Origin of the sequence: Methylobacterium sp. FF17 (genome assembly GCF_025813715.1) — a bacterium.
GTDB classification, from domain to species: domain Bacteria; phylum Pseudomonadota; class Alphaproteobacteria; order Rhizobiales; family Beijerinckiaceae; genus Methylobacterium; species Methylobacterium flocculans.
The window spans coordinates 2,640,683-2,661,231 of sequence record NZ_CP107532.1; the positions used below are offsets into that span (position 1 = coordinate 2,640,683).

A 20,549-nucleotide genomic window follows, 5' to 3' on the forward strand; every position below is an offset into this window, starting at 1 on the left:
TGATGCGTTCCTCGATCTGTCCGGCCTGGTCGGCGCGCGGGCGTCCACGGCGCGGGCGGTCCGGCGACGACTGGACGGGGGTACGCAGACGCAAAGGGCGCGCAGGCCGGCCGACTAACGATCGGCTTCCTTGACCTTAGGGGCCGCCCCGGCAGGGGCGCCAGGGGGATTGGCGGAGGGATGGGTTCCGCCCGAGCCGCGGCAAGGTCGCCGCGCTCCCGGTCGAATATGTAGCCGACCATGTCTAACTGGCTGCGGTCGATCCTGGGGAGCCTCGGAGAGCCGCAAAGCTCTTCGGGGACTTGCATCACATCCTCGGCATAAGGGCGTCCTCGTCGGGGACAGGGTCGGGCGTGTCGACCAGGCGCGCGGCGAACCGGGCTTGGAGGAAGTAGGATTCGGCTCGAAGACGCTTGCCCTCGTGGAGGATCGCGGCAATGCGGTCGTTGATCACCCTCAGGAGCGCGTCCTCAACCCATTCCGGGAATGGCCTGAGCTCGGACAGCCAGTGGCTGATCTGGGGACCCTTAATGCTGCGCCCGGTGACGGCCGCCAGGTCCGCGGCCAGAGGCGCGATCCAGCGCTGGCCGTGGATGAGCTGACCGATGCGGATTACCAGCTCGCGCCGGAACTCCTGATCCCTATCTTTGACGGAGGTCATTAGTGTCTCCCTTTCGGTTTGCGAGGCCGGCCTGCAAGCGGGCGCGGCGTAGGTGGACGAGGGCGGTCTCGCGGGCGAGGACGGCCTCCTGATCTGTAAGACGGATCTGATCCAGGCGTACCCAGAGGACGTCTTCAAGGTGCTGCCGGGATGCGAGCCCCCGTTGAGTCGCCCCGGCCCGAGTGGCTTGAGGGAGGCCGGGGCGCGGGGCACCGGCGTTATGATAAGGTCTTGGCGGCGGCCTTGCTGGGCGTTCGGAGTAAGGACGGGGCGTGGTCGTCGATAAGGCGCTCTATGGCTGCCCAGGGACGGCTAGCGATCTCGTCCTTCTCGGCGCGAGCGATCACCGAGGCAATGTGGTCGACTATGCCCTGCGGGCAAGCCAGATCGACTCGCACCTGGCCGTCCGCCACTGCGTCGCGCACGAGAACGGAGATGCTATGCACCCGTCGTGCATCATGGATCGGCATGGACGCCGTTACGGTGTGGGCGGCGTCGTCGAACTTCATTGGGTAGAGGCACTTCAGCTCGACCTCGGTCTCGCGGATCGATTGATGAAGCACATGTTGAGTTCCGACAATCAGCAGCGTCAGGTCGAAGAAGTGGAGGGTGATGGTGACGTCCACGAGGTATTTCCTGAGTAGGGATGGGCGGGATGGTGGCCCCGTCGACTCGCCCTGAGTTAGGCGGCTAGTGGGAGGCCGGGGTACGAGGCCCCGGCATTCCGATCAGGCCTCTCCGGTGAACGCCAGGAAGTCGTCCACGGTGTCGTTATCCCCAATCATGGCCGTGCCTCGGCCAATCCAGATGTCGCGTTCGGCGTCGTAGTCGTGGACCTGGTAGCTCTCCTGCCCCTGATACCAGTAGCGCGTCATCCCGCCGGACCCATCGCGGTACGTGAACACGCTGGGGAGACGGTCGTCGTCGCTGAGGCGTGTGTTGCCATCGTAGAAGCCAGCAACTTCAAGAACGGAGTTGGCTTCCGTGGCTGAGACTTCGTCGGTCATGGTGGCGGTCCTGGCAATGCCCAGAGGGATATGGCGGGTGTCACGGCCCTCACTGAGACGTCCCGCAGGACGTCTCAGTGAGGGCCGAGGCGGCGGTCCGATCAGGCGCCTACTTTGCGAACTGGGCGTCTACCCAAGCGTCCTCGGCCTCTTCCCTCGCGGCCACCACCTGCGCCCGGACAGCCCATGCATCGACCTCGGCTTCGTCGATGACCTGGCAGCGATGGTCCCGAGCGATCTGGTGGGCCTGCTCCTGACGGTCCGAGGACTTCCAGACAGGAGCAGCGCCACCTCGACTGAAGACCTGAGCGCGGCTTCCATCGTCGAGCCAGACGCTGATGTACCCCCCGACGTCGCCGTGGGCGTACATCGTCTCGCGGCGGTATCCGCTCCCGTCGACGCAAATCCGGGTGACGTCGCCCTTGAGGATGGTCACGATAGTGGACATTGCGTAGGTGCTTTCCAAGCCTGTAACTGAACCGGTTACAATATGCATGTGATCGAACCCGTTGACCAGAACCCGAACTGAAATAATTACATCTTCGGGCGAAAGGTGGTATTCCAGGGGTTGCGTGGGGTTAATGCCCAACCTAGGGTTTAATCTGGCTCCGGAGCGGGCGCCTACCTGAGGACGGCACCAGCGGGGAGGGCGTTGACGGCGAGGTAGGCCGCATCTGCGGCGTCAGCCGCAGCCCCGGCCATCACGATACCAGCCGCCCGTGGCGCGTCGCTGGCGAACAGGGCGACCCCCTCGATGGGAGTCAGGGCACGGCGGCAGGGATCAGCATCGGGCATGGTCGGTCTCCTCGGCATCAAGGGCGCGCAGGACCCGTTCGAGAGCGCCTTGCTGGGGATCGGGTAGCTCGCGGTCCTCGGGCAGGCCTAGGTACCAACGCCGCCAGCCCACAAGGCGCCGGGCGGCCTCGACGACGTAGCGTTCCGCGTTGGTCCTCTCAGGCTCCAGGGCGGCGGCCTGAGGTCGGCGAGGCACAGCCACAGCAGGAACCCTACGAAGAAGAACGTCACCGCGTGGCTCCCATGGTGGCGGGCAGCGGCGCCCCCGGCGGCCGCGGCGACGACCTGGGACGGGGCGGCCCCGGCGACGAGTTCGCCCCGCAGGGCAAGGTGGACGCCGGAACCGACGAGGGACACCGGCGCGGCCGCGCAGCGGGACCGGTAATCGCCATCCCCCACTGACGATGCCCCGGACTTCGCCGAGCTTGCCGGCGCAATCGGCATGGGCGTTGCTGAGAATCCTCGTCGAATCCCGCGGCGTCGCGCTGGGTGCCGCCCGTCTACCAGGGCGCGCCCGAGTAGGTCAGCAGCGTGTCCGGGATTGCGAACATGTCCGGCTTCCCAGCGTGGAAGTCGAAGACCGAGGCGGTGATCAGCACGGCGAGGACGAGGCGGGTCATCGGAACTGTCCGACGTCAGCACCTGTGGGACAGATTGAGGGTCTTCACGAACGGAGGATGGCTGGTTCATCGTAGCCCCTGAGGAGCGAAGATGAATCAGACATCCGGACCGGCCAAGAAGCCGGCAGAAGCAGTGATCAAGGACATCCGCCGGGCAACACGTCGACAGTTCCCGTCCGAGGAAAAGATCCGCGTCGTACTGGAAGGCTTGCGTGGCGAGGACAGCTCCATTCGAGGAGCGGTGATCGAGCTGCGGACCAAGGAGCACGTTCATTCCGTCTTGGTCCTTCTGATCTAGAGGCTGTTATGAACCGGCCGCGAGTTGAGCGGCCTGTTTGAGCATGAGGCAGACGAAGGCGACGATGTGGAAATCTGCGAGCGTGCTGGGATAGCGCTCGTAATCTTTGACGAGACGACGGAAGCGGGTGGCCCAGGCGAAGGAGCGCTCCACCACCCAGCGGCGTGGCAGCAGGACGAAGCCGCGCTTGGCTTCCGGCAGTTTGACGACCTCCAGTTCGATGCCGTGCGTGCGGGCAGCCTTGGCCGGCTTCTCACCGGTATAGCCCTGATCGACATAGGCGAGATCGACGCTGTCGCCGGTGGCAGCCTGCACGGCTTGCGCCAGACGCCCGACCTGGGCGCGGTCGTCGGCATCGGCGGGGGTGACGTGCAGGGCCAGGAGGTGGCCGAGGGTGTCGACGGCCAAGTGGACCTTTGAACCCTTCTTGCGCTTGGCACCGTCGTAGCCGGCCCGCTCGCCGCTCTCGGGTGTCGAGCGCAGGGTCCGGCTGTCGAGGATGGCCGCGCTCGGTTCGGGCGAACGTCCGGAGGCCAGACGCAGCAATGCCCGCAGATCGTCGGCGAGTTGCTCGAAGCAGCCGGCCGCCAGCCAGCGCTGCGCCTGCTGGTAGACGGCTTCCCAGGGCGGCAGGTCGTTGGGCATCCAGCGCCACGGCGCGCCCGTCTTCACCACGTAGCGCAGCCCGTTGAACACCTCGCGCAAGCTGTGCTCGCGCTGTCCCGCATCCTCGCGCAGCAGCGTCAGATAGGAAGCGACCAGCGCCCATTCGTCATCGGAGACGTCGGACGGGTAGGCTTTGCGTGAAGAGGTCATGTCCCTTCATCTGGAATCCAGCCGTCATAGGTCCATAACAGCCTCTAGCTCGGTGCCCTCCCATTCGCCGGCGCGCTTCTCGCCGCCAACCTTGCCGGCTGTACGGATGCATGCTCGACGAGGCCGGACTGACCGCAGACGTGCTGGAGGCGCGGGTGGTAGTATTGTGGAGAAATTTTTTCAAACACAACTCGGATGTCTTCTTGCATGGCCACGTCCCTAGCAGTAGTTTACATTGAAGAAGACTGTTAACGACAAATCAAAATGGGACTTTCATTAGGCGCTCGCCTTTTGCTAACTCTTGCGCATACCGCCCACGGGCCGCACCACACGCAGTGAAAGCATAATGGCTCATTCCCCCATCCCAAAGATCGAGTACGTCCCTCCTGATCCCTCAGCCTTGCGTTTGACGGAGCAGATGAACCCGCTCCGGGAACCAGGTAAGCACAAGCCCAAGCCCTGGCCGGCCGCAGGCGAGCGCGCGGGGTCGATCAACGGTCATAAGTTTGTCTGGGAACTGCCAGATGCCGCATATGATTCGTTTCGGGCATGGGCCATCCGGTTGGAGGCCGGTGAGCCCGAGGCGGTGGCACAGGCGCAGGAGCGCGCGATCCACGTCGTCGTAAGGCACCCGCCCGGCAGGCGCGATGAGTTCCGAGATTCGGAGCATGTCCTTTTTGACATCTCGGACGCCATACACAGCGGGTTCTTCGACAGTTCCAAGGATCGAGACGAATCGGATGCGGTGCGCTGGAGGCGCTCTGACCTTCACATGGAGAAGGCACTGAAGACCATCGAGGTGATCTTCGGCGACGATCAACACGGCATGATCATGTGGATCACAAGCGACTGCTACAAGGCCCAGCGCCAGACCGGCACCCAGACGTGTTTCCGGCGCAAGAGGTCGGAGGTAAGGCTAGAACTCGGCATCGCCAACATGCGCGACCACGCGCTCCAGGTTTTTGGCCCGGATGACTAGGACTAAGCCGGGGCGCAGGCGTAACGGACTAGGCGTGCAGTCCCGCAGTGTGGTGGCATCAGTTTAGCTGAAGTCGCTGCACACCGGGAGGCGTTATAAGACCTATTCTTATTGGCTGCACCACTGTCCGTCGTCAGGTGATTTGGGACATTCAGCGGTGTTCAGGAGCGGAGGCTCTGGTCCATCTGGGGTAAGAGGTTAGGCAGCCTGCGCGTGATGGCGCAAGCGGCGATCCATCAGGGTCTGGCGCTTGATGCGTTCCCGCTCGGCCAGGATCCCTTCGCCGCGTCCGAAGTAGACGTCAGCGGGCGTGAGGTTGCCCAGGCTCTCATGGGCTCGGGCATGGTTGTAGTGTTCAACGAAGGCTTCGACCCGCGTCTCCAGCTCGCCGGGCAAGTAGGCGTGTTCGAGCAGGATGCGGTTCTTGAGCGTCTGGTGCCAACGCTCGATCTTGCCCTGCGTTTGAGGATGACAAGGCGCACCGCGGATGTGGGTCATGCCCCGGCTGCCGAGCCAGTCGGCCAGGTCGCTGGCGACATAACTCGGGCCGTTGTCGGAGAGCAGGCGGGGCCGCTGCATCACCCGCGCCTGATCGAGCCCAGCCACACCCAGCGCCCGGTCGAGCGTGGCGGTGACGTCACTGGCCTGCATCGTGGTGCAAAGCTTCCACGCCACGATGTAGCGTGAGAAGTCGTCGAGTACCGTCGACAGGTAGTACCAGCCCCAACCAACGACCTTCAGGTAGGTGAAGTCCGTCTGCCAAAGCTGGTTGGGCGCGGTGGTCTTATCGCGGAACGCGTCGGCGGCCTTGATGACGATATAGGCCGGGCTGGTGATCAGGTCCTGAGCCTTGAGCAGCCGGTAGACGGTGGCTTCCGAGACGAAGTAACGCCGCTCGTCGGTGAAGCGCACCGCCAGCTCACGCGGGCTGAGTTCAGGCTTCTCCAGAGCCAGGGCAACGATCTGCTCGCGGATTTCCGCAGGTAGACGGTTCCAGACCCGGCTCGGCTGCGAAGGATGGTCCCTCAACGCCTCGGGGCCGCCGCGCTGGTAGGCGTCGTACCAGCGGTAAAACGTCGAGCGCGTGATGCCGAGCTTGTGCAGGGTCGCGCGCACCGGCAGGTGGGATTGCTCGACCAGCCGGATGATCTCCAGCTTCTCGGGGGCCGGATACCTCATGCCTCGTCGCCCCCAGCCCCGCTCATGCTTTTTTTAAGCAGACGATTCTCCAGGACGAGATCAGCCACGACCTCCTTCAGTGCCCCCGTCTCGCGGCGCAGATCCCGCACCTCGTCCGTGGTGGCCGCGCGCGCCGTGTCGCCGGACAGGCGCTTCTTGCCCGCCTCCAGGAACTCCTTGGACCAGCCGTAGTACATCGAGGCGGCGATCCCCTCGCGTCGGCACAACTCGGCGATGCTGTCCTCGCCACGCAAGCCTTCCAGCACCACGCGGATCTTCTCCTCGGACGAGAACTGTCGACGCGTGGCCCGACGGATGTCCTTGATCACCGCTTCTGCCGGCTTCTTGGCCGGTCCGGATGTCTGCTTCATCTTCGCTCCTCAGGGGCTACGATGAACCAGCCATCCTCCGTTCGGGAAGACCCTCATTCTGTCCCACAGGTGCTGACGTCGGACACGCCGAACAGGCCCGGACCGACGAAAGCGCCCGCCGGCTCACCACCATCCCGGGCATCGGTGCACTCAACGCGACGGCGCTGGTCGCGGCGATCGGTGATGTGGCGACCTTCGCCCGCGGACGTGATCTGGCGGCCTGGCTCGGCCTCGTGCCGCGTCAGGTCACAACGGGCGGACGACCACGCCTCCTCGGGATCACCAAACGCGGCAGCAAGTACCTGCGCAAGATGCTGATCCAGGGCGCACGGGCCGCGATGCCGACTTTGCGCAAGAGCGATACGCTGATCGGCCAGTGGCTACGGGGCCTGCTGGCGCGGGCGCACGCCAACACCGCCGTCGTCGCGCTGGCAGCCAAGATGGCCCGGACCGTCTGGGCGCTGCTGCGCCACGAACGCGTCTATGAGCCGGCGGCGGTGGCTGCCTGAACCGAGCTTGGTCGGCGAAGCCTTCGTCGGCCTCACCATGTCTGCGAGCGGCGAGAGGAAGATGGCCTGACAGTCGATCGGTGTTCTGGAAGCCTCCGGCGGAAAATGGCGCTCGACGCCGATCCCTTTATGAGGACCAGGACGCGCGGATCTCCATCTTGGCCAACGGCATCGCCGGAAGGCCGGATACGTTTATGCAGACTGCTCAGACCAGCGGATCATAAGCCACTTGCGGACGGGGCGGGCCATACGTTTCCACCTTCGCCTAGGTACGCTTCCCACCGAGAACGACGCGGAGCGAATGGGCGAGCTCATCCCGCCGATAAGGCTTGTTAAGAACGGGGAGATCACCCCGCCCGATCACCTGGCCCTCTTCGAGGTTGGCGACGTACCCGGAGGTCAGCAGGACCTTTAGGCCCGGTCGGAGGCGCTGGGCCTCGACGGCAAGCTGCGAGCCGTTCATGCCGCCGGGCATCATCACGTCGGAGAACAGGATGTCGATCCGCGCGACGCCCTGGAGATGGACGAGGGCCTCGGCGGCGTTGCGGGCCACGACCACGCGGTAGTGGAGCTCCTCCAGGCTCTCGACGGCCATGCCGAGTACCTGCTCGTCGTCCTCGACCAGGAGCACGGTATCGCCTTCCGTCGCCCGGCGTAGCGGAAGGTTGCCACTGCCGGAGCCTAGCTCCTCGCCGGCCGGTTCCGCGGAGCGGGGGAACAGGAGGCGGAAGGTGGTGCCGGCACCGAGCTCCGTTTCAATGCCGACGAAGCCACCTGCGCTCCGGGTGAAGCCATAGACCTGCGACAGGCCCAGGCCCGTTCCCTTGCCGATTTCCTTTGTGGTGAAGAACGGCTCGAACACCCGAGCCATGGTCTCCGGGGAGATCCCGCTGCCCTGGTCTGTCACCGAGACCTCGACATAGGCTCCCGGTGGGACACCCCTGTCGGCCACCGCCGCGGTGTCGAGATGCACGTTCCTGCTCCGTACGACTATCCGCGAACCGCCCCCCTCCATCGCGTCGCGGGCGTTGACGACGAGGTTCAGCACCGCCGCCTCGAACTGCGCCGGGTCGATCCGGATCGGGTCGATGGTGGGGTCGAGTTCCAGCAGGAGTTCCACGGCGCCTCCCGCCGCCCGCTCGGCCAGCGGCTTGAATTCGGAGAGAAGGCGGTTCGGGTTGATGGTCTGGGGCCGCAGCATCTGCCTGCGGGAAAAGGCCAGGAGTTGCTGCGTGAGCTGCTCACCGCGCCGCGCCGCGTTCATCGCAGCTTCCGCCAGGCGGACGACGCGTTCGGTGTTCTCCGGCTTGCGCAGCATCATGTCGAGGCCGCCGACGATGACCGTCAGCAGATTGTTGAAATCGTGCGCCACGCCGCCGGTCAGCTGCCCGATGGCCTCCATCTTCTGAGCCTGCCGCAACGCCTCCTCGGTGTTCCGTTGGTCGGTCCTGTCGACGATGATGCCCGCCATGCGAACGGGCCTCCCATCGCCACCGAATTCGGTTTTACCCTTGGCCGCGATCCAGCGGATCGCACCGTCGGTCCGTGAAATCCGGCATTCCAGGTCCAAGGTCCCGGTCTCGGCTGCCTTCGCGAAGGCGGCCTCGACCATGGGTCGATCCTCCGGCACGGCGTGGGCCAGGAAGGTGGCCCTGCCCCACGACGAGACAGGCGTGTCGTAGCCGAAGATCGCGTCGTATCGACGGGAGCGGCGGGTGATGTCGTTGACGAGGTCGAGATCCCACGACCCCATGCCGGCGGAATCGAGCGCGAAGGCCAGGGTCTCGCGCGCCGCCTCGACCTCGCGCGTGCGTTCCTCGACACGACGCTCCAAGGTCTCGTTCGCGATGCGCAGGCGTCCCTGGGCGTCCTCGCGTTCCCGAATGTGCTGCCGGGCCTGATACTGGCGCCTTCGGACACGGAGAGCCGAGGAGACCGCACTGAGGAGCGTCTCGGCGTTGATCGGGCGTTCCAGTAGGACGACGTTGCCGAGTCGCTCGATCACTGCGGCGGCCTGGGCCGTGCGCCGCCCGGCCTGCCGCGTCGCCAGCATGATGAAGGGGAAGTCCGACCACGGTGGCTGGGACGCTACCCAGGCGTCCAGGGATGCCGCATCGACGTCGAGGAGCGCCTCCTCGGTCACGATGGATGTGGCGGCGGACGAGCGGAGGCCATCGAGCCACTCGGCGCTGTCGGCGCAGACGGTGACGCCGACGCCGGACTTGCCCAGGAGCTGCGCCATCACGATGGCGTCGCGTCCGCGCGGGGCGAGGATCAGGACGCCTTCCCCATCGGGAACGGATGCCGGGGTCATACCGCCGGCGCCGGCTCGGCGGCGCCCGGGATCAGCGCGACCTTGCCGTCGTAGGTCGGCAATCCGGACAGGATACCTTGGAAGTCGGAGAGGGCGGCGCCGACCTGGAGACCGACGGGGGAGAGCTTGAGTTCCCGGATGGTGCGCTCGTGGGCGTTGACCCGGCTCTTCACCACCGACAGGGCGGTCCGGACCGCACCGTTGGCCTCGAAGTACCGGAACAGCAGGATGCCGTCGCTGAGATAGCTCAAGTCGATGTCCGACCGGACGTCGCCGATCACGCCGTGCTGACCGAGGACCAGGAGGGTCGTGGCCCCCTTCTGGTTCAGGTAGTTCAGGAGCTCGTGCATCTGGAGGATGAGGTACTCCTCGCCCGGCATGGCGTGGATGTACGCGTTCAGGCTGTCGAACACGATGAAGCTAGCCCCCCGCGTCTCCACGGTGTTGCGCACCCTGCAGGCGAACTCGCCGGGAGAGAACTCGGCCGGCTCGATCTCGTCGATGACGAGGCTGCCGCTGGAGAGATGGACGTCAAGGTCCATGCCCAGCGCCCTGGCGCGCGTCAGCATGGTCTGGCGGCCCTCGTCGAACAGGAAGTAGGTCGCCTTCTCCCCGCGGTCCAAGGCCTCAAGCATGCAGCGGACCGCCGTGGTGGTCTTGCCGACGCCCGAGGGACCGAGCAGCAAGGTGTTGGTTGCGGGCGCCAGCCCTCCACCCAGGAGGAGGTCGAGTTCCTTCGAGCCGGTCGAGGCCGGCGTCATGTCGAACTGTGCGTGATGGTCGTCGATGACGAGGCTGGGGAACACCTCGACACCACCGGTGTCCAGAAGGAAGTCATGAAGCCCGCCGTGGAACTTGACGCCGCGCATCTTAAGGACGTCGAGGCGCCTACGGGCTGCCCCGAAGCCGCGCCTGACCTGCTCCAGCATGATCACCCCGTGGGCGATGCTGTGGAGTTGGACGTCGGCGGTCCCGTCGTCCAGAAGCAAGACCGTGCATTCCCTGGACGCGAACATCTGCTTCAGGGCGAGGATCTGGCGGCGGTAGCGGAGCGGATTCTGGGCGAGAAGCCGAAGCTCGGACAAGCTGTCGAACACCACCCGCTGCGGCTTGAGGCTGTCGACCCGGTCGATCACCTCCCGCACGGTCTCGCCGAGCTCGACCTCGGAGGGATGCAGCACGGATTGCTCGCTGTCGGGGTCGAGGCCAAGCTCGTTGACGAGCTCGTAGACCTCTATGCCGTCGAGGGACCACCCGTGCGTGCCGGCTGCGAACGCAAGCTCGTCTGCGCTCTCCGACAGGGTGACGTAGAGACCCTTCTCCCCTCGCGCGACGCCGTCGAGGAGGAACTGAAGGCCGACCGTCGTCTTGCCGGTCCCGGGCGTCCCTTCGAGCAGGTAGAGGCGACCGCGCGTCAGGCCGCCGTCGAGGATCTCGTCGAGTCCGGCGATGCCCGTCGACAGGATGTCGCGACCCCTGGAGGCATGCGTCGGGGCGAACTCTGTCATTGGGCGGCATCCGGTTCGTGGCAAACAATACCCGCGTCGTGGGCTCAGGCGTACCTTGGAAAATGCATTCGGACGACAACTCCGGCTTGGCGGTTTAGTCCCATGGCAGTCGCTCGACCTCCGTGGCCTGGGCGACAAGTCAGTCCCCTCCGCTGGGGGGCGGTCGGCCTAATGCTGTAAATCCGACACCTGGTGCCGGCGCTGAACGTCCGTACCGGATGGAAACCGAACCCTGATCCTTCGCCCTGAAGCGGACGATCCGGCTCGGGTCGGATACGGACCTAGGGCATGGGTTCCATCCGGCGGATTTCGCCCACCGGGAGGCGAGGTTAGCCTCAATCCGCGCGGTGTATGGCGTCGATGACCTGGGAGACGCTGTAGGGTTTTGCTACGAACAGGCCATGGTCGGGCACCGCGCGATCCGCGAACCGCTGGCGTCCCGACGTCAGGATGATCCTGATGTCGGGCCAAGCGTCGGAAACGCGTTCAGCGAGCATTACGCCGCACATTGTCCCCGGCATGTCCACGTCGCTGAAGACCACGCCGATGTCAGACCGTTGATGCAGGACGAGCCACGCCTCGTCGGCATGGCGTGCCTCGACGACGTCGTAGCCGGCGTCCTCAAGCATCTCGACGGCCATCAAACGCACGAGGTCGTCGTCCTCGACGACGAGGATCACCGAATCTTCGGGAGCGCTCTTGGCGGGCATCACGTCCCAACAGGCCAGGGAGGGATGGGTTGCCGGCTTGGAACGTATTCGTGAAAGGGTCGCGGCTGCGTTCGCCGGGCGGCGGAGGCGCACGACCTCGGCCGTGGAGCCAATCCACCACGGAAGGGTTTGTCCTCGCGGCGGTGCGCCTGGCATCGCCGAGGCTCCGGATCGACCTAGGGATTGCATGGCTGAGGATACCACGCCGACCGAGTACGAGTGGACGCTGGCGAGCTTCACCGACACGATCCACCGCGGTGGCGTCGCCATGTGGGCCTGGTCGCCGAGCCGGCGACTGGCCCAACTCGACGGCTTGTGCCGGGAATTCTGGGCCACCAGTAAGACCGTCGTTCCCATCGACGAGTTGTTCGCGAAAGTGAACGCGGAGGACCGCCACGGGATGATGCTCGACTGGGACGCGAGCGCGACCGATCCGGGCCCTTATAGCTTCGACTTCCGCATCGGCGACGGTCCCGATGCCCGCTGGATCTCGGCACGCGGCGTCGGTGGCGACACCGGCCAGGTCGGCGAGTGGGTGCAGGCCATCTTCCTCGATATCACCGACCGCAAGCGCGCCGAGGAGGCCGAGCACCTCCTGACCGCCGAACTCGAACATCGCGTCTCGAACATGTTCACGGTCGCCCGCGCACTCACCGCCATCGTCGCCCGCGAGGCCAAGTCGACGCCCAACTTCGCCGAGGATCTCTCGCGGCGGTTCGGCGTCCTGCACGAGGCGACATCGCTGGCGACGCGTTCGCACAAGCACGACCTCGGCGATGTCAGGCTCCAGGACCTCGCCGAGCGCATCCTGTCCCCCTACCGGGACGGCGCCAACGTCCTCATTGCAATCGACGGGAGCGTTACCGCCGCGCCGGGTCGGGTCAACGACTACGCAATGATCTTCCACGAGCTCGCCACCAACTCGGCCAAGTACGGCGCCCTGTCAGGAGGCGGGACCCTAAGGCTGCAGGGCGGCATCGATGGCAATGAGATACGGCTGACCTGGGAAGAAGGCGTAGCTCCGTCTAAGGCGGACAAGGCCGATGGCACGGGGTTCGGCTCGCGCCTGCTCAAGCAGACCATCGAACGGAGCCTACGCGGACGCTTCCACCGCACCATCGACGGGAGCGGCCTGCACTTCGAGATGGTGGTGCCGACGGAATAGGTAATGCGTGCACCGGACGTGGTCGTGGGTATCCCATGCGCATGTCAGGCAACGCCGGCCAAGCGATGGTACGACACCGGGAATGCTCATCCGCTTCCCCGGTGCCGCAAGAGTCACGCCGCCCTGGAGGTGACCTTCTGGTAGGTCCCCGTAGCGATCTGGTCTTCCAGCTGTGCCTTGAAGTCCGCGATGCCGAGAACCTGGACGGGATTGCCCGCGTCGTCGAGGAACTCGTAGAGCGCGTCCTCAATGTTGCGGTTGCTGAAGAACACGATGGCGTCCTCGTCGCCGCCACCCTCCAGGTGAGGCTCGCCGTTCGCCACGCCTGAGACATAGGAGCCAGTCGGGCGGGTCTCCTTGTGCGTCCCGTCTGGGCGATAGAACCGCAGCTCACCCTGCATCACGAGGGTCACGTAGGGACTCCTGTGCCGGTGCAGCATCACGCGCTGGTTCGCGGCGAACTTGAAGACGACGTCGACGATGCGGTTTTCCTCGTCGACCTTGTAGACGAAGAAGGCGATGTGCGGCAGCCAGTCAAGCGTCCGCCAGGTGATGTTGCTCTCGTCGAACATGGGTTTCGGCATTCGGTTTCCTTCCGTTTCCCCCATGCGGCCGCTCGTGGGCGACGCACGGCTTTCCGCCGCATCGGATGGGTTGACCTTGGGGCAACGTCCCGCACGGCGGATCGATGCGGCGGCCCGTCAGCCGGGCGGGCCTGCCAAATGCTGTCGAAGGTCCCCGAACGTTGCTCAGACAGAGTGCCGGTTTAGGACGACTCCGTACCGACGCGTTCACGCAGGTGCGCGATCAACGCCCGCAGAGCCTGAGGCACCTGGCGTCGGCTTGAATAGTAGACGTGGAAGCCCGGTCCCGGCGAACTCCATTCGGGCAAGACCTCCACCAGGGTGCCGGCGGCCAGTTGCCGTGCGACCAAGCCATCCTGGCAGTAGGCGATCCCGCCGTCCGTCTCGGCCATCGCAAGCGCAAGCGCCGTCTCGCTCAGCACGACGGACCACGCCACGTCGACGACGTGATGCTCCGGCCCCCGCTCCACCTCCCAATGGTAGATCGCGCCGGTGCCCATCCTAAGACCGATGCAGCGGTGGGCTGCGAGGTCGGAAGGGTGTTCGAGCGGGGGGGCACCCCCGAGGTAGTGCGGGGAGGCCACCATGACCCACCGGATGTCGCCGCCGATGGGTAGTGCGATCATCTCCTCGGGGACACGCCCCCCGAAGCGGATGCCCGCGTCGAACCCTTCCCCGACGATGTCGACGAAGTCGTCCTGGACCACGACCTCCAGCCTCACCTCGGGGTACTCGGCAAGGAAGCACGACAGGGCCGGACCCAGGACCAGTCGGGCCGCATCGGTCAGCACGTTGAGCCGGAGCCGGCCGGCCGGCTTACCCCGGTAGCGGTTCAGCGCCTCCAGGCCTTCCTCGATGGCGCCGAACCCGGCCTCAAGACGCGCCAGCAAATCGGTGCCGGCCTCGGTCAGGGTGACGGCGCGGTTGGTCCGGTTGAACAGCCGCACGCCGAGCCTAGTCTCCAGCCCGCGTAGGGCGTGGCTCAGCGCCGAGGGCGAGACGTCGAGTTCGAGGGCGGCGCGCCGGAAGCCGCCGACCCGGGCGATCACACGGAACAGGTTGAGGTCGCCCAGGTCGCCCCGGGTCAGTCCCGCCACGATTGCCGCCCCCTGTCCTGTGTTGAGCTCAACTGAACACTACGATGAGTTTGATCGCGGCACAAGCGAGCCGCCGCGTGTTTAAATGTCAGCAAGGCCGGACGCCGGTATCCACTGACAATCGAGGACGAGACATGGCTGAAAACAGCAAGCGCATCGCCGTGACCGGAGGCCATGGCAAGGTCGGCAGGACCCTCGTCCCTTACCTTAAGGACAAGGGCTACGAGGTCTTCGTCATCGACCGCGATGCGCCCACCGATCCGAATGAGTTGGCGATGGTCGCCGACCTGACTGACTTCGGCCAGGCGCTCGACGCCCTGTCGTCCGCCGGGGAGGACACCTACGCCCACGCCGAACCCAAGGCGTTCGACGTCGTCGTTCACCTCGCCAGCATCCCGCACCCGCGCATGCTGCCGGACAGCGACGAGTTCCGGCTCAACATGATGGCGACCTACAACGTCTTCGAGGCGGCTCGCCGGCTCGGCATCAAGGACATCGTCTGGGCGGCCAGCGAAGTCGGCATCGGCGTACCGTTCGACAAGACCGACGCCCCCTACGTCCCGGTGGACGATGACTACCCGATGCGCGGCTTCAACGTCTACGCGCTCACCAAGGTGCTGGGCGAGGAGATGGCGCGCCAGTTCTGCCTCAACGATCCTGAGATGCGCATTACCTGCCTGCGGCTTTCGAACGTCATGGACCCGCAGGAATACGCCAGGTTCGAGGGCTGGCAGGACGACCCGACCCGGCGCCTCTGGAACATGTGGACCTACATCGACAACCGCGACGCCGCCCAGGCCATCGAGTGCGCGATCCGGTACGAGGCCCGCGGCAAGGACGCGTTCCTGATCACCAATGACGAGACGGTGATGCGCACGCCGACGGCGGAGCTCCTCGAACGCCATTTCCCGAAGGCGGAGCGGCGCAAGGCGTTCGCCGGCAACGAGGTCATCCTCTCGAACGAGAAGGCCAAGCGGGTCCTGGGCTTCAAGCCGGTCCACCATTGGACCGACGAGGTCTGAGGGCATGACCGGTCTTGATCACCTGGGATTCCTCGGCTTCGACACCTTCGGCACGGTGGTCGATTGGCGCTCGGGCGTCGCCCGTTCTGCTGCGCCGTTCCTCGACCGCCATGGCATCGGCCTCGATCCGTTCGCCCTCGCCGACGAGTGGCGGTCCCTCTACCAGCCGGCGATGGAGGAGGTGCGCTCGGGCCGTCGTCCCTGGGTCCGCCTCGACGTCCTCAACGGCGAGAACCTGAGGGCCGTGCTGGGCCGGCACGGCGTGGCGGTCTGTGACCTCCCGGACGGCGAACTCACCGATCTCAACCGGGCCTGGGAACGGCTCGACACCTGGCCCGACAGCGTCGAGGGACTGACCCGCCTCAAAAGGCGGTTCGCCATCGGCCCGCTCTCCAACGGCCACCTCGCCGGCATGATGCGGCTCGCCCGGTTCGGCGGCCTGCCCTGGGACGTCATCGTCGGGGCCGAGATCGCCCGATCCTACAAGCCGATGCCCGAGACCTACCTGCGCTCGGCCGAGGCGGTCGGCCTGCCGCCGGAACGCGTCGGCATGGTCGCCGTGCACAACGACGACCTCAAGGCCGCCCGGGCCTGCGGCCTGCGCACCGTGTTCGTCCGCCGGCCTCACGAGCACGGCCCGGGCCAAACCACCGACCTCGCCCCCGCCGGACGCTGGGACATCGTCGTCGACAGCCTCACCGAGGCCGCCGACGCCCTCGGCTGCCCCTGAATCGGAGATCACCGACATGACCGACACCCATCGCCCGCTCGCGCTCGTCACGGGCGCGTCCAGCGGCATTGGCTACGAGCTCGCCCGGCTGTTCGCGGCCGACGGCCACGACGTCCTCATCACGGCGACCGGCCAGAACGACGGCCTGGAGCGCACCGCCGACGCGGTCCGCGCGACCGGCGTCGAGGCCATCGTCGTGAAGGCCCACCTCACCGAGTACGACGGCGTCGAGGCTCTCGCCCAGGCCGTGGCCGGGACAGGTCGCCCCCTGGCTGCGGCGGCCCTGAACGCCGGCGTCGACGTCGGCGGCTACTTCGTCGGCGGGATCGACCTCGCGGCCGAGCTGAAGATGATCCAGCTCAACGTCGTCTCGCAGGTTCACCTGACCAAGCGGCTTCTGCCGGCGATGGTGGAGCGCGGCGCGGGCCGGCTACTCTATACGGCCTCAATCTCCGGCACGATGCCAACCCCCTACGAGGCCGTCTACGGCGGCACGAAGGCCTTCCTGATCAGCTTCGTCGAGGCGGTGAAGGAGGAGGTGAAGGACAGTGGCGTCAGCTTCACGCTGCTGCTGCCGGGCGAGGTCGATACCCCGTTCTGGCACCGCGCCGGCATGGATACGACCAAGCTCGGCCTGGGCGAGAAGGCCGCCCCGACCAAGGTCGCCCAGGAGGGCTACGAGGCGATGAAGGCCGGCAAGGACCGCGTGGTCGCCGGCAAGCCCGGCTCGAAATTCATCGGCCGGGTGCTCAACAACATCCTGCCCGACACCGCCAAGGCCGCGGCCCATTCCGGCGGGGCGGAGCCCGGCTCGGGTTTGAAGTGAGGGGGCGATGACGATGAACGACGATCTTCTCGCACCGGGCCGCGTCGCGGTCATCACCGGCGCGGCGCTCGGGATCGGCGCCGCTGCCGCACGGCACTTCTCCGCGCTTGGCATGAGGCTCTGCCTCCTCGACCGGAACGAGGACGCCCTCCGGGATCTCGCCGCCGATCTTGGCCGGGGGGCGGACGTACGGACCACGGTCGGTGACGTCACGTCCGCCGACGACCTGAACGCGCTGTGCGCATCGGCCTACGTCGGCTTCGGCGAGGTCGCGGTCCTGATGAACAACGCCGGCGTCATCGCCGGCGCCGGGCCTTGGACCGATCCGTCCGCCTGGCGCCGCCAGCTTGAGGTGAACCTGCTTTCCATCGTCACGGCGCAATCGATCTTCGTGCCGCGTATGCTCGCCCAGGTCGGACGCGGGGCGGTCGTCAACCTCGGCTCGAAGGAGGGCATCACCACCCCACCCGGCAACGCCGCCTACTCGGTCGCCAAGGCCGGTGTGAAGGTGCTGACCGAGCAGTTGGCGCACGAGCTGCGCGCCGAGGCCGGGAACAAGGTGACGGCCCATCTGCTCGTTCCGGGGTACACCTGGACGCCAATGAACGCCGCCCGGAAGCCCGCCGGCGCAACCATGCCCGACGAGGCATGGACGGCGGAGCGCCTGCTCGCCCACTTCGAGGGCCGCTTCCGACGCGGGGACTTCTACATCCTCTGCCCGGACAACGTCGTCACGCCCGAGCTCGACGCCGCCCGCATCCTCTGGGGCGCCCGGGACATCACCGAGAACCGGCCGGCGCTCTCGCGTTGGCACCCCGACTGGACGGGGCGCTTCGACGCCTTCGTCGCACAGGAGGCTGGCACATGAGGCCGTACGTCATCTGCCACATGATGGGTCCTCTAGACGGGGAGTTGCTCGTCGACCGCTGGAGCCCGTCGACGGGGCGCTCGTCGGAGTCGTTGGTCGCGGAATACGACCGCGTGCACGAGGCGCTGGAGGGCGACGCGTGGATCGCTGGCCGGGCCGTTGGCGAGGAATTCGCCGAGGGACGGCCGCACCCGCAGGAGCCGGTGCCCGCGGTAGAGCGTCCGGTCCACGTCGCGCGGGCTGGAGCCGAGGAATACGCGATTCTGATCGACCAGCACGGCAAGCTGCACTGGACCGGGCCGGAGACCTACGGGGCGCCCCTCGTCATGATCCTGGCCCGGGACGTCCCCGACGCGCACCTCGCCGAACTCGCCGCCGACGGCATCTCCTACGTCGTGTCGGAAGGCCCGGAGATCGATCTCGGGCGAACGCTCGACGTGCTGGCCTCAGCCTTCGGCGTCCGCCGGCTGATCCTGGAAGGGGGTGCCCGGACCAACGCCGCGTTCCTGAAGGCGGGACTGGTGGACGAGATCAGCCTGGTGTTGTTCCCGGCCATCGGCGGCCATTCGGGAAGCCAGTCCCTGTTCGAGGCAGGCGAGGACGGACTGGCCGACCGTGTCCGGCTGAGCCTCGTCTCCACCGAGGTCCGCACGGCGGGCGCCGTCGCCCTCCGGTACCGCGTCGCCTACGCGCCAGTGTAATCCGACCCACAAACCGAGGTGAACCCCACTCAACTCGGCGTGCAATCCAAGTGAACGGATTAGAGGCAGCCAACGGCCTCCGGCTTCGTTAAGTCTTCGTCACCGCATCGACACCGAGCGGCGCCCCGGGCGCCGAACCACACGGGAGGTCCCCTCCCGCGAACGATGCCCCATGCCCGCATCACCCTACAAACCAAGGATTGAGATTATGACCACCCAACGTCCCCTCGCCCTCGTCTCCGGCGGCTCGTCCGGCATCGGCTTCGAGCTTGCCAAGCAGTTCGCCCAAAACGGCTTCGACGTCGCCATCTCCGGCTCCAGCGACAAGGTGCACGCCGCGGCCGACGCCCTGCGCGAGCTCGGCGCCGAAGCCTACCCACACAAGGCCGATGCCGCGACCTACGAAGGCGTCGAGGGCTTCTGGACCTTCGTGACCGGGCTCGGCCGGCCGGTCGAGGCCGCGGCGCTCAACGTCGGCATCGGCCAGGGCGGCGCCTTCGTCGACAACACGCTGGAGGCCGAGTTCCGGCTGATCGCAGTCAACATCACCGGCACCGTGCACCTGGCCAAGCGCGTCGTGCAGCACATGGTCCCGAACGGGCGCGGCCGCATCCTGATCACGTCCTCGGTCTCGGCCACGATGCCGACCCCCTACGAGACCGTCTACGGCCCGTCGAAGGCTTTCGGCTTCATGTTCGCCGAGAGCCTGCGCGAGGAGCTCCGTGAGACCGTCGTGACCGTGACGGCCCTGCTGCCCGGCGCCACCGACAGCCAGTTCCACAAGAACGCCGGCATGGCCTCCAGCGCCATCGACCAGGGCAAAAAGAACGACAAGACCGAGGTCGCCCGGCAGGGCTTCGAGGCCCTGATGAACGACGTCGACCACGTCGTCGGCGGCGACGAGGAGACCAAGCAGACGGTCGTCGACAACCGCGTCACGCCCGAGCCGGTGAAGGCCGCGCGCCACGCCGAGAAGACGAAGCTGCAGGGCTGAGGGGGATCACCATGAGCAACCTCACGAACGCGGTGACGGTCGTCACCGGTGCCTCCTCCGGGATCGGCGCGGCCACCGCCAAGCGGCTCGCGGCCTCGGGCGCCAAGGTCGTCCTGGCCGCCCGCAACGAGGACAAGCTGCGCGCCCTGGTCTCCGAGATCACGGAGGCCGGGGGGACGGCGAAGTACAGGGTCACCGACGTCACCGACCGAGCCGACGCCAAGGCTCTCGCCGCCTTCGCCGAGGAGACCTACGGCGCGGTCGACGTCCTGGTGAACAACGCCGGCCTGATGCTCTTCTCCGCCTGGAAGGACACGGCGGTCGACGACTGGGACCGGATGATCGACACCAACCTACGCGGCTACCTCCACGCCATCGCGGCGGTGCTGCCGTCAATGCTGAAGCGCCGGTCCGGGCGCATCCTGAACATGAGCTCGGTCGCCGGCATCAACGTCGGCGAGGGCGCAGGCGTCTACAGCGCGACCAAGTTCTTCGTCCGGGCCATCACCGAGAGCCTACGCAAGGAGGTCGGCGTCGCGAACGGCATCCAGGTGTCGATGGTGAGCCCCGGCGTGATCGACACGGGTTGGGCCGACAAGGTCTCGGACGCCGAGGGGCACAAGGCGGCGACCGAGCTGAACAAGGACGCCATCCCCGCCGAGGTCGTCGCGGACGCGGTGGCCTACGCCCTCGACCAGCCCGCGAACGTGACCGTGAGCGACGTCGTCGTCCATCCCACAAAGCAGGGTTGGTGAACCTCGCGACCAGCACGCGACCACGGTTCGGCGCCGGCAT

General features: G+C 66.6%; 23 protein-coding genes and 2 pseudogenes. 12 read left to right on the forward strand and 13 right to left on the reverse strand.

Annotated features, from left to right (window positions below):
- Positions 1-307: 307 nt before the first annotated feature.
- From OF380_RS12335 to OF380_RS12360, 6 genes are all read right to left on the reverse strand, one after another.
- Positions 308-661: a hypothetical protein gene (locus OF380_RS12335; RefSeq protein WP_264051040.1), complete on the reverse strand. Its 354-nt coding sequence runs from the start codon at positions 659-661 to the stop codon at positions 308-310.
- Between the two features lie 218 nt (positions 662-879).
- Positions 880-1,287 carry a hypothetical protein gene (locus tag OF380_RS12340; RefSeq protein ID WP_264051041.1) on the reverse strand — a complete coding sequence of 136 codons (408 nt, stop codon included), beginning with the start codon at positions 1,285-1,287 and terminating at the stop codon, positions 880-882.
- A 102-nt stretch (positions 1,288-1,389) separates the two neighbouring features.
- A complete protein-coding gene (locus OF380_RS12345; RefSeq protein WP_264051042.1) occupies positions 1,390-1,668 on the reverse strand; it encodes a hypothetical protein in 279 nt (92 codons plus the stop codon).
- A 109-nt stretch (positions 1,669-1,777) separates the two neighbouring features.
- The gene (locus tag OF380_RS12350) at positions 1,778-2,257 is read right to left on the reverse strand and encodes a hypothetical protein (protein WP_264051043.1); all 480 of its coding nucleotides are present in this window, start codon (positions 2,255-2,257) and stop codon (positions 1,778-1,780) included.
- Between the two features lie 32 nt (positions 2,258-2,289).
- Entirely contained in the window at positions 2,290-2,463 is a 174-nt protein-coding gene (locus tag OF380_RS12355) for a hypothetical protein (RefSeq protein WP_264051044.1), read from the reverse strand.
- The gene (locus tag OF380_RS12360) at positions 2,450-2,659 is read right to left on the reverse strand and encodes a hypothetical protein (RefSeq protein WP_264051045.1); all 210 of its coding nucleotides are present in this window, start codon (positions 2,657-2,659) and stop codon (positions 2,450-2,452) included. Before OF380_RS12360 ends, OF380_RS12355 begins: the two co-directional genes overlap by 14 nt.
- 38 nt (positions 2,660-2,697) lie before the next feature.
- On the opposite strand from OF380_RS12360, the gene OF380_RS12365 reads away from it, so the two are divergent.
- On the forward strand, positions 2,698-2,865 hold the full coding sequence (locus OF380_RS12365; protein ID WP_264051047.1) for a hypothetical protein: 168 nt from the start codon (positions 2,698-2,700) through the stop codon (positions 2,863-2,865).
- Between the two features lie 309 nt (positions 2,866-3,174).
- Positions 3,175-3,309 (forward strand): annotated as a pseudogene (locus tag OF380_RS12370) (IS3 family transposase); the annotation flags it as partial.
- A gap of 78 nt (positions 3,310-3,387) precedes the next feature.
- Here OF380_RS12370 and OF380_RS12375 read toward each other — a convergent pair.
- Positions 3,388-4,197 (reverse strand): IS5 family transposase, encoded by an 810-nt coding sequence (locus tag OF380_RS12375; protein ID WP_264045755.1) that lies wholly within the window; start codon positions 4,195-4,197, stop codon positions 3,388-3,390.
- 418 nt (positions 4,198-4,615) lie between these two features.
- On the opposite strand from OF380_RS12375, the gene OF380_RS12380 reads away from it, so the two are divergent.
- Entirely contained in the window at positions 4,616-5,176 is a 561-nt protein-coding gene (locus OF380_RS12380) for a hypothetical protein (protein ID WP_264051048.1), read from the forward strand.
- 198 nt (positions 5,177-5,374) lie between these two features.
- On the opposite strand, the gene OF380_RS12385 is transcribed toward OF380_RS12380, so the two are convergent.
- Positions 5,375-6,726, reverse strand: a protein-coding gene (locus OF380_RS12385; protein ID WP_264045123.1) for an IS3 family transposase whose coding sequence is annotated in 2 segments (ribosomal slippage) — positions 5,375-6,390 and positions 6,390-6,726 — 1,353 coding nt in all. Because the reading frame shifts where the segments join, the coding sequence is not laid out codon by codon here.
- Positions 6,727-6,800: 74 nt separating this feature from the next.
- Here OF380_RS12385 and OF380_RS12390 point away from each other — a divergent pair.
- Positions 6,801-7,235: pseudogene (locus tag OF380_RS12390) on the forward strand (transposase); the annotation flags it as partial.
- Positions 7,236-7,500: 265 nt separating this feature from the next.
- Here OF380_RS12390 and OF380_RS12395 read toward each other — a convergent pair.
- The 3 genes from OF380_RS12395 to OF380_RS12405 all read right to left on the reverse strand — a co-directional run bounded on the left by OF380_RS12395 (position 7,501) and on the right by OF380_RS12405 (position 11,767).
- Positions 7,501-9,549 carry a PAS domain-containing hybrid sensor histidine kinase/response regulator gene (locus tag OF380_RS12395; protein ID WP_264051050.1) on the reverse strand — a complete coding sequence of 683 codons (2,049 nt, stop codon included), beginning with the start codon at positions 9,547-9,549 and terminating at the stop codon, positions 7,501-7,503.
- Entirely contained in the window at positions 9,546-11,057 is a 1,512-nt protein-coding gene (locus OF380_RS12400) for an ATPase domain-containing protein (protein ID WP_264051051.1), read from the reverse strand. The genes OF380_RS12395 and OF380_RS12400 overlap by 4 nt, the downstream gene beginning before the upstream one ends.
- 335 nt (positions 11,058-11,392) lie before the next feature.
- Complete coding sequence (locus OF380_RS12405) at positions 11,393-11,767, reverse strand: response regulator (RefSeq protein WP_264051052.1); 375 nt, start codon at positions 11,765-11,767, stop codon at positions 11,393-11,395.
- A gap of 187 nt (positions 11,768-11,954) precedes the next feature.
- Here OF380_RS12405 and OF380_RS12410 point away from each other — a divergent pair, with 187 nt between their 5' ends.
- Entirely contained in the window at positions 11,955-12,932 is a 978-nt protein-coding gene (locus tag OF380_RS12410; RefSeq protein WP_264051053.1) for a sensor histidine kinase, read from the forward strand.
- Between the two features lie 113 nt (positions 12,933-13,045).
- Here OF380_RS12410 and OF380_RS12415 read toward each other — a convergent pair whose 3' ends face one another.
- Together OF380_RS12415 and OF380_RS12420 are read right to left on the reverse strand one after the other, a co-directional pair.
- Positions 13,046-13,516 carry a cupin domain-containing protein gene (locus OF380_RS12415; RefSeq protein WP_264051054.1) on the reverse strand — a complete coding sequence of 157 codons (471 nt, stop codon included), beginning with the start codon at positions 13,514-13,516 and terminating at the stop codon, positions 13,046-13,048.
- 182 nt (positions 13,517-13,698) lie between these two features.
- Entirely contained in the window at positions 13,699-14,613 is a 915-nt protein-coding gene (locus OF380_RS12420) for a LysR family transcriptional regulator (protein ID WP_264051055.1), read from the reverse strand.
- Between the two features lie 134 nt (positions 14,614-14,747).
- On the opposite strand from OF380_RS12420, the gene OF380_RS12425 reads away from it, so the two are divergent.
- The 7 genes from OF380_RS12425 (at position 14,748) to OF380_RS12455 (ending at position 20,509) form a co-directional block, all read left to right on the forward strand.
- Positions 14,748-15,635: an NAD-dependent epimerase/dehydratase family protein gene (locus OF380_RS12425; RefSeq protein WP_264051056.1), complete on the forward strand. Its 888-nt coding sequence runs from the start codon at positions 14,748-14,750 to the stop codon at positions 15,633-15,635.
- A gap of 4 nt (positions 15,636-15,639) precedes the next feature.
- Positions 15,640-16,365: a haloacid dehalogenase type II gene (locus OF380_RS12430; protein ID WP_264051057.1), complete on the forward strand. Its 726-nt coding sequence runs from the start codon at positions 15,640-15,642 to the stop codon at positions 16,363-16,365.
- A 16-nt stretch (positions 16,366-16,381) separates the two neighbouring features.
- Positions 16,382-17,191, forward strand: a complete 810-nt coding sequence (locus OF380_RS12435; protein ID WP_264051058.1) for an SDR family NAD(P)-dependent oxidoreductase — start codon at positions 16,382-16,384, stop codon at positions 17,189-17,191.
- Between the two features lie 13 nt (positions 17,192-17,204).
- A complete protein-coding gene (locus OF380_RS12440) occupies positions 17,205-18,059 on the forward strand; it encodes an SDR family NAD(P)-dependent oxidoreductase (RefSeq protein WP_264051059.1) in 855 nt (284 codons plus the stop codon).
- Entirely contained in the window at positions 18,056-18,760 is a 705-nt protein-coding gene (locus OF380_RS12445; RefSeq protein WP_264051060.1) for a dihydrofolate reductase family protein, read from the forward strand. Before OF380_RS12440 ends, OF380_RS12445 begins: the two co-directional genes overlap by 4 nt.
- Positions 18,761-18,968: 208 nt before the next feature.
- Positions 18,969-19,754 (forward strand): SDR family NAD(P)-dependent oxidoreductase, encoded by a 786-nt coding sequence (locus OF380_RS12450; RefSeq protein ID WP_264051061.1) that lies wholly within the window; start codon positions 18,969-18,971, stop codon positions 19,752-19,754.
- Between the two features lie 11 nt (positions 19,755-19,765).
- Positions 19,766-20,509, forward strand: a complete 744-nt coding sequence (locus OF380_RS12455) for an SDR family oxidoreductase (RefSeq protein ID WP_264051062.1) — start codon at positions 19,766-19,768, stop codon at positions 20,507-20,509.
- The last annotated feature ends 40 nt before the right edge of the window (positions 20,510-20,549 follow it).

Bases quoted from the DNA above. Each gene is read 5' to 3' on its own strand.
- OF380_RS12335 (WP_264051040.1), bottom strand. From the start codon at position 661: ATGACCTCCGTCAAAGATAGGGATCAGGAGTTCCGGCGCGAGCTGGTA.
- OF380_RS12345 (WP_264051042.1), bottom strand. From the start codon at position 1,668: ATGACCGACGAAGTCTCAGCCACGGAAGCCAACTCCGTTCTTGAAGTT.
- OF380_RS12355 (WP_264051044.1), bottom strand. From the start codon at position 2,463: ATGCCCGATGCTGATCCCTGCCGCCGTGCCCTGACTCCCATCGAGGGG.
- OF380_RS12375 (WP_264045755.1), bottom strand. From the start codon at position 4,197: ATGACCTCTTCACGCAAAGCCTACCCGTCCGACGTCTCCGATGACGAA.
- OF380_RS12380 (WP_264051048.1), top strand. From the start codon at position 4,616: ATGAACCCGCTCCGGGAACCAGGTAAGCACAAGCCCAAGCCCTGGCCG.
- OF380_RS12395 (WP_264051050.1), bottom strand. From the start codon at position 9,549: ATGACCCCGGCATCCGTTCCCGATGGGGAAGGCGTCCTGATCCTCGCC.
- OF380_RS12400 (WP_264051051.1), bottom strand. From the start codon at position 11,057: ATGACAGAGTTCGCCCCGACGCATGCCTCCAGGGGTCGCGACATCCTG.
- OF380_RS12405 (WP_264051052.1), bottom strand. From the start codon at position 11,767: ATGCCCGCCAAGAGCGCTCCCGAAGATTCGGTGATCCTCGTCGTCGAG.
- OF380_RS12410 (WP_264051053.1), top strand. From the start codon at position 11,955: ATGGCTGAGGATACCACGCCGACCGAGTACGAGTGGACGCTGGCGAGC.
- OF380_RS12415 (WP_264051054.1), bottom strand. From the start codon at position 13,516: ATGCCGAAACCCATGTTCGACGAGAGCAACATCACCTGGCGGACGCTT.
- OF380_RS12425 (WP_264051056.1), top strand. From the start codon at position 14,748: ATGGCTGAAAACAGCAAGCGCATCGCCGTGACCGGAGGCCATGGCAAG.
- OF380_RS12430 (WP_264051057.1), top strand. From the start codon at position 15,640: ATGACCGGTCTTGATCACCTGGGATTCCTCGGCTTCGACACCTTCGGC.
- OF380_RS12435 (WP_264051058.1), top strand. From the start codon at position 16,382: ATGACCGACACCCATCGCCCGCTCGCGCTCGTCACGGGCGCGTCCAGC.
- OF380_RS12440 (WP_264051059.1), top strand. From the start codon at position 17,205: ATGAACGACGATCTTCTCGCACCGGGCCGCGTCGCGGTCATCACCGGC.
- OF380_RS12445 (WP_264051060.1), top strand. From the start codon at position 18,056: ATGAGGCCGTACGTCATCTGCCACATGATGGGTCCTCTAGACGGGGAG.
- OF380_RS12450 (WP_264051061.1), top strand. From the start codon at position 18,969: ATGACCACCCAACGTCCCCTCGCCCTCGTCTCCGGCGGCTCGTCCGGC.
- OF380_RS12455 (WP_264051062.1), top strand. From the start codon at position 19,766: ATGAGCAACCTCACGAACGCGGTGACGGTCGTCACCGGTGCCTCCTCC.